The sequence below is a fragment of the Streptomyces sp. PU-14G genome (assembly GCF_041028275.1).
Classification (GTDB): Bacteria; Actinomycetota; Actinomycetes; order Streptomycetales; family Streptomycetaceae; genus Streptomyces.
In genome coordinates this window covers 1-9,594 of record NZ_JASKYT010000318.1, presented here as the reverse complement: position 1 = coordinate 9,594, position 9,594 = coordinate 1, and the positions used below count along the sequence as shown (strand labels likewise).

At 76.9% G+C, this 9,594-nt stretch carries 8 protein-coding genes; all 8 read right to left on the bottom strand.

The features are described 5' to 3' along the window. On the bottom strand, nt 1-1,456 hold a 1,456-nt coding region (rfaE2, locus tag AB8Z75_RS27345; protein WP_369206535.1), incomplete at its 3' end, for a D-glycero-beta-D-manno-heptose 1-phosphate adenylyltransferase. A 60-nt stretch (nt 1,457-1,516) separates the two neighbouring features. Further along, on the bottom strand, nt 1,517-2,197 hold the full coding sequence (locus AB8Z75_RS27340) for an SIS domain-containing protein (protein ID WP_369206533.1): 681 nt from the start codon (nt 2,195-2,197) through the stop codon (nt 1,517-1,519). A 178-nt stretch (nt 2,198-2,375) separates the two neighbouring features. Further along, nucleotides 2,376-3,638, bottom strand: coding sequence for a glycosyltransferase (locus AB8Z75_RS27335; RefSeq protein WP_369206531.1), 1,263 nt, complete (start codon nt 3,636-3,638; stop codon nt 2,376-2,378). Further along, nucleotides 3,638-4,603, bottom strand: coding sequence for a glycosyltransferase (locus AB8Z75_RS27330; RefSeq protein WP_369206529.1), 966 nt, complete (start codon nt 4,601-4,603; stop codon nt 3,638-3,640). Before AB8Z75_RS27330 ends, AB8Z75_RS27335 begins: the two co-directional genes overlap by 1 nt. Then, nucleotides 4,600-5,871: a glycosyltransferase family 9 protein gene (locus AB8Z75_RS27325; RefSeq protein WP_369206527.1), complete on the bottom strand. Its 1,272-nt coding sequence runs from the start codon at nt 5,869-5,871 to the stop codon at nt 4,600-4,602. Before AB8Z75_RS27325 ends, AB8Z75_RS27330 begins: the two co-directional genes overlap by 4 nt. Next, the gene (locus AB8Z75_RS27320) at nt 5,868-6,809 is read right to left on the bottom strand and encodes a D-glycero-alpha-D-manno-heptose-1,7-bisphosphate 7-phosphatase (RefSeq protein WP_369206525.1); all 942 of its coding nucleotides are present in this window, start codon (nt 6,807-6,809) and stop codon (nt 5,868-5,870) included. Before AB8Z75_RS27320 ends, AB8Z75_RS27325 begins: the two co-directional genes overlap by 4 nt. Then, nucleotides 6,806-7,846 carry a glycosyltransferase family 2 protein gene (locus AB8Z75_RS27315; protein WP_369206523.1) on the bottom strand — a complete coding sequence of 347 codons (1,041 nt, stop codon included), beginning with the start codon at nt 7,844-7,846 and terminating at the stop codon, nt 6,806-6,808. The genes AB8Z75_RS27320 and AB8Z75_RS27315 overlap by 4 nt, the downstream gene beginning before the upstream one ends. Next, nucleotides 7,843-9,549: a carbamoyltransferase gene (locus AB8Z75_RS27310; protein ID WP_369206521.1), complete on the bottom strand. Its 1,707-nt coding sequence runs from the start codon at nt 9,547-9,549 to the stop codon at nt 7,843-7,845. The genes AB8Z75_RS27315 and AB8Z75_RS27310 overlap by 4 nt, the downstream gene beginning before the upstream one ends. Between the last annotated feature and the right edge of the window lie 45 nt (nt 9,550-9,594).

Genomic DNA, 9,594 nt, shown 5'->3' with positions numbered 1-9,594 from the left:
CTCCACCACCGGCYYCGCCCGCGCGTCCGGCGCGGCGGGCGAGGGCGGTGGTGGAGCGGCCGTCCAGATACGGCAGAAGGAGGACGCGGCCCCCCCACTCCTCCAACGTGGTGGCTTCGGGGAGGCGTTCGGTGCCGTAGTCGCCGCCCTTGACCCACACGTGGGGGCGCAGGTCGCGCAGCAGCCGTTCGGGGGTGTGCTCGTCGAAGACGGCGACCGCGTCCACGCAGTCGAGCCCCGCCAGCACGGAGATCCGGTCGGCCTCGGGGGTGAGCGGGCGGCCCTCGCCCTTCAACCTGCGGACGGAGACGTCCGAGTTGAGGCAGACGATGAGGCAGTCCCCGGTGCGGCGGGCGTTTTGCAGCATGCCCACGTGCCCGGCGTGCAGCAGGTCGAAGCAGCCGCCGGTGGCGACGACGGTCCCGCCGCGTGCCCGCACCGAGGCGGCCAGGGCGCGGGCGTCCGTCAGCGAGCGGTCGGCGGCGCGGACCGGCGGCGGTGCGGCGGACGCCGACGGGGCGCTGCCGGGCACGCCGCCCCACAGCCGGGGGTTGCGCACGCCCCCCGCGGCCACGAACGCGCCCGACTGCCGTACCGCCTCGTGGGTGGCCTCCTCGGGCAGGGCGCCCTCGGCCAGGGCACGGGCCGCTGTCGCGGCGAAGCAGTCACCGGCGCCGCACGGGTCGCCGTCGGCTTCCTGGAGCGGCGGGAAGTAGAGCGGGGCCTCGTCCCCTGGGCGGGCCAGCACGGCGCCGCGCCGCCCCAGCGTCACGGTCACGGCCGCGCTGCGCCACGCGGTGGCGAGGGCGGCGCCGCGCCGCCCGTGCCCGTGCAGCCCGTCGCCGTCCGCGTCGGGGTGGGGGTCGGCGCACAGGGCCCTGGCCTCCGCGGCGTTCGGGGTGACCAAGCGGGCGCCGGGCACGGGGGGTTCGCCGCGCGGATGCGGGTCCCACACGACCTGGGTGTGTCCGGCCAGTACGGCGAGTTCGGCGCGCAGCCGGGCGGCGACCCCGCGCCCGTAGTCGGCGACGAGCACGGTGTGCGCCCCGGCGAGCGCGGTGCGCACCTCGTCGGTGACGGGTCCCACGGTGCCGCCGCCCCGGTCCACGCGCAGCAGCGGGCGCCCCTCCGCGCACAGCCGGGTCTTGACGGGCACACTGCCGCGCAGGGGCAGCTCCAGCACCTTGACGTGGGGGGCGAGCAGGTCGCGGACGAGCTGGTCGGAGCGGCTTTGGCCCAGCGCGGTGACCAGGACGACCCGGGGCCGGTCGGCGTCCGGGTCGGGGAAGGCGGTGGCGAGGACGGCGGCGAGCCCGGCACCACCCGGTCTGCTGTGCTCCTCGGACACGTCCAGCACCGGAGCGGGCGCGTCCGGCGCCAGCCGGCTGGCCTGGCCCTCGACGTCGGTGTCCAACAGGGTGTCGCCGACGACGACGAGCGGGCGGTTGCGCGGCATGCACGCCTCCTTCGGGGGCGGGGCTGGGCAGGTGGCCTGGGCGGCGGCGCGCCCGCGAGGTCACCTCTCGGGCGACAACTCGGGCGGTCCGTTGTGCTCTGCGGCCGGCACCCGCACCTCGCCGTCGGCGGCGGGCAGCGGCGTCGTCGCGGCGAGCAGGTCGGCGGCCAGTGCGCCGGCCGCGTCGAACGCCTCGCACAGCAGGTGCACGGCGACCAGGTGCACTTCCTGCACGGTCGCGGTGGTGGCCGCGGTCACGCACAGCGCGTCGTCCGCCGCCGCGGCCAGCGGGTTGGGCCCTGGACCGGTCAGCGCCCACACCCGCAGCCCGGCGCGGCGTCCGGCGAGCGCCGCGGTGAGCAGGTTCTCGCTCCGCCCCGAGGTGGACAGCAGCATCAGCACGTCGCCGCGGCGCCCGTGGGCCGCGACCTGGCGGGCGTACAGCTCGGCGAAGCCGTAGTCGTTGCCGATGGCCGTCACGGCGGAGGTGTCGGCGTGCAGGGCGATCGCCGAGTAGGCGGGCCGCTCGCCCTGGTAGCGGCCGACGAGCTCGGCGGTCAGGTGCTGTGCCTGGGCGGCGCTGCCGCCGTTGCCCGCGGCCAGCAGCCGCCCGCCGTCGCGCAGCACCTCGGCCAGTTCCTCGCCCCACGCGCTTATCTGGGGGGCGTGGGTCTGCCGGAAGGCTGCGACGGCCTGTTCGAGCGCCTGGCAGTGGGCGTGTGCGGGGTCGATGGGGAGCATGGTGGTGGCCGCGGGGCCGGTGTGGGGCCGCGGCCTCCCTCCTTCGCGTGACGTGAGACGACAGCGTGACGTGAGACGACAGGGGGCCGGTGCAAGAGACGGGGCGGACGGGACGGTGACGCCGCGGGGCGGCCGTCAGGGGGAGACGCCGCGGGGGGCGTCCGTCAGGGGAGGTCTGTCACGGGGCGGCCGTCACCGTGGCCGGCTCGGCGGCGGGCGCGGTCCGGGCCGCGAGCACGTCCCGGTAGACCTCCTCGGTCTGGCTCACCACCCGCTCCCAGCTGTAGCGGGACAGCACCCGGCGCCGCCCGGAGGCGCCGTAGGCACGGCCCCGCGCGGGCATCGCCAGCAGCGTCCGTACGGCGGTCGCCAGCGCGGCCGGGTCGCGCGGCGGCACGAGAAGCCCCGTGCCGCGGTGCGCGACCGTGTCGCGCTGGCCGCCGACCTCCGTGGCCACCACGGGCGTGCCGCAGCTCATGGCCTCCAGCGGGACGATGCCGAACGGCTCGTAGTCCGCGGGGCACAGCACCGCGTCGGCGGCGCGCATCAGCCGCGGCACCTCCTCGCGGCCCAGTCCGCCCGTCAGGTGCACCCGGTCGGCGACGCCCAGCTCACGCGCCAGCTCCCGCAGCCGCCGCGCCTCCGGGTCCCGGTCCAGCGCGGCGCCGCCGGGGCCGCCGGCGATGAGGAGTTCGGCGCCGGGGACGCGGGCGAGCGCGGCGATCGAGACGGCCGCGCCCTTGCGCGGCACCAGCCGCCCCACCTGGACCAGCAGCGGACGCCGCGCCGGGCGCGGCCACAGCGGTCCCGTGGGGGTGAACACGTCGGGGTCGACGCCGCAGGGCACCACCGAGACCCGGTCGGTGCCCACGCCCATCGCGGCCAGTTCCTCGACCTCGTCGCGGCAAGTCGCGATGATCCGGTCGCAGGCGGTGCCGACCGCCGTCTCGCAGGGGATGCGCTCCCCGGGGCTGGTGTCGGCCTCCTGCTGGTGCCGCCTCTTGACGGTGCCCAGCGCGTGGTACGTGTGTGCGAACGGCAGTGCCCGGTCCTGCGCCGCCTGGAGCGTGGCCAGGCCCGACATCCAAAAGTGCGAGTGGACGAGGTGGGGCCGCTCGGCGGCCCACTGGGCGGACAGGAAGGCGCCGAACATGCCCATGTAGGGCAGCAGTTCGTCCTTCGGTACGGGTTCGGGCGGTCCGGCCGGCACATGGTGGACGTCCACACCGTGCCGCAGCGGCAGCCGCTCGGGCAGGTCGGGGGAGTCCCGCCGGGTGTAGACGGTCACCCGGTGTCCCCGTGCGGCCAGCGTCTCGGCCAGCCGCGCCACATGGACGTTCTGGCCGCCCGCGTCGGCCCCGCCCAGGGCCGCCAGCGGACTGGCGTGCTCGGAGACGAGCGCGATCCGCAGCGGTGCCTGCTCCTTCTTTCCGCCCGTCATCAGCGGGTCACCTCCTCGAGAAGCCGCTCCCAGCTGTGCAGGAACGGTTTGAGCCCGTAGCGGCCCAGCGCGGCCCGCCGGGCGCGGGCGCCGTCCTCGGCGGCTGCCTCGGGCTCGTGCAGGTAGCGGCGGGCGGCGTCGGCCAGCACCTCGGGCCTGGTGGAGAGCACCCCGGCGCCCTCGGGCACCGCCTCGACGGCCTCCGTGGTGGCCAGCGCGACCACCGGCGCGCCCAGGTGCATGGCCTCCAGCAGGGACAGGCCCAGCGACGTCCAGCGCACCGGGTGCAGGTAGCAGCGCCGCCGCGCCAGTTCGGTGTGCAGCCGCTCCTGCGGCAGGTCCTGGGCGCGGCAGCGCTCGGGGCCGAGGCCCAGGTGCGCGGCGAGGCCTTCGGTGCGCATGCCGAACACGTCCAGCGGCGCGGCCTCGCTGAGCGCGGGCAGCAGGTCGGTGCCCACGTAGCGGCCACGGCGCACGGGGTCGTTGACGACGACGGCGGCCCGCTCCAGCTCTCCGGTCCACTGGTGTCCCGGGTCGACGATGCCGTGTTCGATAACGGTGGTGGGCGTCGAGCCGTTGTCCCAGAAGAGCCGGTTGAAGTGGGTGACGTGCACCAGCGTCATCTCGGGCCGGTCCGCGTACGGGTGGCGGGTGTCGGGAACGTTCCCGTCGGGCGCGTTGTGCTCCAGGTAGACGGCGGGCAGGTCGCGGCCCGGGCGGCGCCCGCCCAGCCAGCGGGTGGCCAGCTCCTCCTCGTGGGGGCGTTGCAGCACGACGGCGTCCACGTCCGTCTCGGCGAGCTGCTGCGGGGTCACCTCGCGTACCGAGTCGGGCCAGGCGAACGTCTCGGCGCGGCCCAGCCCGTCGGGACCGCGGTCGGGCAGCACCGGCACCAGGTAGGTGTGCGGTCCCTGCACGAACGCCGTGGTCCAGGAGCCGTGCACGTGCCAGATCAGGATGTTCATGCCCCGGCCTTTCGTGTCGTCGTTCCAGTCGCGCGGGTGGTGGTGTCCGCGCGGGCCGCGCGCGTCGCACGGGTGGTGCTGTCCGTGCGTGTGGTGCCGTCCGCACGGGCGTTGCCGTCCGCACGTGTGCTGCCGTCCGCACGGGCGTTGCCGTCCGTGCCGGTGGTCCGCGCCGTGCGGGCGGTCCGCGCCGTGCGGGCGGTGCGTGAGCGGGCGGCGGGCGGCAGCCGGTCGAGCGCGGCCAGCACCTCGGCGTCCTCGATCGCGTCCAGGCAGGGGTGTCCTGGCAGGGGGCAGGACACCGCGCGGGTGCCGGCGCACGGTGCGTCCCGGTCGCCGAGCAGCACGTGCGGCACCCCGAAGGGCGCCCAGCGTCCCGCCGGGACGACGGGCGCGAACAGGCAGACCACCGGGGTGCCGACCGCCGCCGCCAGGTGGGAGGGCCCGGTGTTGCCGACGATCACCGCGCGGGCGCCGGCCAGCACGCCCGCCAGCTCGTGCAGCCCGGTGCGCCCGCCCAGGTCGAGGGCGTGCCGGCCGGCGACGGCGGCCGTCAGTTCCTTCTCCGAAGCGCCGCCCGTGACCACCACCCGGTGACCGGCTCCGGCCAGCGCCGCCACGGCACGCGCCGCCCGCCGCTCGCTCCAGGCACGGGCCGGCGCGGTGGCACCCGGGTGGACGACGACGTAGGGGTCAGTGCCGGTCAGCGGGCCGGTGTCGGGCGGGGGCTCGAGATCCAGTCCGCCGTGGTCGCCGGGCGGCAGGGCGAACCCGGCGGCGGCTGCCAGGTCCATCGCGGCCCGCGCCTCGTGCCGCCCCCGCCCCCTGCGGTGCCGCAGCTGGAGCAGCGAGCCCGGGTAGTCCTCGCTGTCTGCGGCCACCCACTCCACCCCGGCCAGCTTCAGCAGCAGCGCGGTCGGCAGCGGGCTCTGGTGGTAGGAGGTGAGGATCAGCGCACGGTCGAAGCGCCGGGTGGCCAGGGCGTCGATCAGGGCGTCACCTGCGGCTCTGTCCACCGCCGCCGGATCGCGTCCCACCCACGGGGCGTCGAACGTGAGGACCTCGTCCACCCCGGGCAGCAGCCGCGCCGCCGCCTCACCCAGCGGCCCCGCCAGCATCGTGAGGCGCCGCGATCCGGCGGCTGCCATCCGCACGGCGGGCCCCGCCAGCAGGACGTCACCGACGCTGTCGAGCCGCACCACGAGCGTGTGGGGGCGGTCCGCGCCGTGGGGCGCGGTGTCGCGGGGTGTGCGCTCCGGGTGCGTCATCTGAGGCCTCCGGGACGGGAGCGGGCGTGGGCGCGTTCGCCGCCCGGGCGCGCGTCGAGGCCGCGCTGAGGGCGGCTGTCGGCGCGGCGGCCCGGGGCGTCGGCCGCGGGTGCGGATGCGGCTGCGGGTGCGGGCGTCTGTGCGGGGCCGAGGAGGGTGCGTACCGCCGAGGCCAGGTGCCCCGCGGTGCGCGGGGCGGCGTCGGTCTCCTCGGGCCGCGTGGCCTCGTTGGGCACGAGCAGGCTGGGCGCGCCCGCGCTGTGGGCGGCCAGCAGGTCGGTGCCGATGTCGCCGACGACGACCGTCTCGGCGGGCGCCAGGCCCAGCGCCCGGCAGGCCGCGTGCACCAGGCCCGGCGCCGGTTTGCGGCAACCGCAGCCCGCACCGGGAGTGTGCGGGCACACGGCCGTGACGTCGAGGGGGCCCAGCAGCTCGGCCATGCGCGCGTGCAGCGCTTCGAGCTGGGGCAGGGTGAGCAGACCGCGGCCGATGTCGGGCTGGTTGGTCACCACGGCCGCCCGCGCCCCCGCCGCCGCCAGCAGCCGCAGGGCCTCCGCCGCATGGGGCCGCGCCCGGATCCGCGCGGGGTCGGTGTTGTGCGGCACGTCCTCGACGAGGGTGCCGTCCCGGTCGAACAGCACGGCCCGGGGCGCACCGCGCGGGCGCGCGGGCGCCTCGCCGCGGCCTACCGCCCCGCGCGCGGCGTCGGCGGCTTCGCCCCGGCCCCCCGCCCCGGGTGTGGCATCGGCCGCGAGCGGGCTGCTGGCCGCGAGCGGGCTGCCGGCGGAGATCCGCAGCAGCGGCGCGTCCGGCCCGTCCTGGTACCAGGTGGCGGCCGTCGTACGGAGCACCACGCGGGTGCGCGCCGCGCCGTCGGCCTCGGCGCGTGCGCCGTCGCGCTCGCCGTTGGGCGGCTGGGCCGCGGTGTGGGTGCTCACGGCCACACCCCCGTGCCGTCGCACCAGCGGGCGGGCCGTGCCTGGAGCTGGGCGCGGGCCCAGTGGAAAGTGGCCACCGGCGGAATGAGCAGGCTGCTGAGGGCCATGGTGAGGCCCTCGTCGCGGGTGAGGGGCCCCGGGCGCAGCCGGGCGGCCAGGAACTCCGCGGTGCCCAGCAGCCACAGCCCGCCCAACGCCGCCGCGGCGCGGGGCCGTCCGACAGCCAGGCCGCCGAGGGCCGCACCGGCCGCCGCGGTGGTGGCCAGGTGCCGCGGCAGCCGACCGCGCGCCGCACCGGCCCGCCGCCACCACCCGGGACCGTGCAGCCGGTTCATCAGCACGTCGTCCGCGTTGCCGCGCTGCGCCCGCACCGACACCCAGCGGTCGGCGGCGCGCACCGGGTGGACGGTGTGCCGGTCTCCCTCCGCCAGTGACCACCCCGCCGCGTCCAGCCGCAGCGCGAGGTCGGCATCCTCGCGGAACGCGCGGCGGAAGCGTTCGTCGAACCCGCCGACCGCCTCCAGCGCCTCGCGCCGGTAGGCCATGTCGGCGGTGATCCACTGCGCGGTGGCCAGCCCGGCGGTGTTGCGTTCCCAGTCCGTGGGCGGCCGGTCTGCGGGCAGCGGGACGGTGATGCGCCCCTGGGTGCCCGCTGTGCGGAGGGGGGAGGTGTCCGCCGCCGCCAGGTCGGCGGCCAGCCGTGCCGTCCAGCGCTCACCGGGGACGACGTCGTCGTCGAGGAAGGCGATCCACTCCTGCCCGGCGGCGCGCCAGCCCACGTTCCGCGCGGCGGCAGGACCCGCGGCGGCTCCGGGCACCACCGTGACCAGCTCGGCCAGCTCCTCGGGCACCTCGACGGGCAGCGGGTCGCACCGCTGGGCCGGGCGGTCGTCGACGAGCACGATCCGGCGGGGCAGCGGCGGCCCGGCCTCGGCCAGCGCCTGGAGCGTGCGGTTCAGCGACGGCCTGCCCAGGGTCGGGATGACGACCGCGTACTCGGGCTCGGCCGCCCGGTGCCCGCCGCGCGCGCGGCTCACGCCGCCTCCCCGTGGACGGCGCCGGACGGGGCCCCGGCTGCCCGGCGCGTGGTGTCCGCCGCGTGGTGGAAGAAGCCGGCTCTGCGCACCACGTACGGGCCGATGGCGAGGAGGTCGACGGGGGAGGAGCCGAAGCACTCCAGCGCGTCGCGCGGGTCGTCCACCATGGGCCGCCCTGCCGTGTTGAGGCTGGTGTTGACGACGACGGGCAGCCCCGTCAGCCGCTCGAACGCGGTCAGCATCCGGGCCACCAGCGGCTCCTTCTCGCGGCTGACGGTCTGGATGCGGGCGGTGCCGTCGGTGTGCACGACCGCGGGGATGCGGTCCAGCCAGGCGGGACGCACCTCGTGGACGAACAGCATGTACGGGCTGGGCAGCACCCCCTCGAAGATCTCCGGCGCCCGCTCCTGCAGGACCATGGGGGCGACAGGGCGGAACTGCTCGCGGCCCTTGACGTCGTTGAGCCGCTCCAGGTTGGCGGCCCTGCCCGGGTGCGCCAGCAGCGAGCGGTGCCCCAGCGCGCGCGGCCCGTACTCGCTGCGGCCCTGGAACCAGGCGACGATCCCGTCGTCCGCCAGCGCCCGGGCCACCGTCTCGGCCACGTCGTCGGGCTCCTCGAAGGGCACCCCGGCGACCGTCAGCCACTCCCGCAGTTCGCTGTCCTCCCAGCGCCGCCCCAGGTCGGCGCCCGCCATCGGTTCGGTGGCGTCGCCGCCGCGGGAGGCCAGGGCCAGCGCCCCGCCCAGCGCGGTCCCCGCGTCGCCCGCCGCCGGTTGCACCCATACGTGCGAGAAGGGCCCCTCGGCGGCGATCCGCGAGTTGGCCACGCAGTTGAGCGCGACGCCGCCCGCCATGGTGAGCAGCTCGTCGTGGGTCTGCCCGTGCAGCCAGCGCACCATGTCCAGCAGCGTGTCCTCCAGACACCGCTGTGCACTGGCCGCCAGGTCGGCGTGCTCCTGAGTGAAGTCCTGCCCCGGCCTGGCGGGCGGCGCGAAACTCTCCCAGGGCACCTGTTCGGCCACGAACCCGCCGTCCCCCGTGGAGTGCACGTACCTGCTCAACTCGGCGGCCATGCGCGGCTTCCCGTAGGAGGCCAGGGCCATCACCTTGTACTCGTCCGAGGAGCGCAGGAACCCCAGGTGAGCGGTCAGCTCCTCGTAGAGCAGGCCCAGCGAGTGCGGCAGCTGCTGCCCGCGCAGCGGCTCGACGACAGCGCCCCGGCGGCGCGCCGCCAGGTGGGACGTCGACTCGCCCCGCCCGTCCACCACCAGCACGGAGGAGCGGTCCGCGTCCGGCGCGGCGAGAGCCGAGGAAGCCGCGTGCGCCAGGTGGTGCGCCACGAAGTGCACCTTCTCGCGCTCCAGCCCCGGCAGCGCCTCGCACAGGAACGACGGAGCCTCCCGCGCGTAGGTGAGGCGCAGCGGGTCCCACGGGTCGTCCAGCCCCATGTCCACGGCGGGTTTGGCCAGGTCAGGGTCGAAGGAGTAGGCCACCGCGTCGAGGTCTTGCGGCCGCAGCCCCGCCTCGGCCAGACACCAGGCGGCGGCCTTGTGGGGAAGCTCCCAGGCGGCGAACGGCACCGGGCGCTTGCCGTGCTTGCGGCGGGAGAACCGCTCCTCCTCCGCCGCCGCCACGGTGTGTCCGTCGATGACGAGCGCGGCGGCCGGGTCGTGGAAGAGAGCGTTGATTCCGAGAACGCGCATGGTCTGGTCCGCCTTTCGCCGGACAGGCGCCGACAGGAGAAGGAG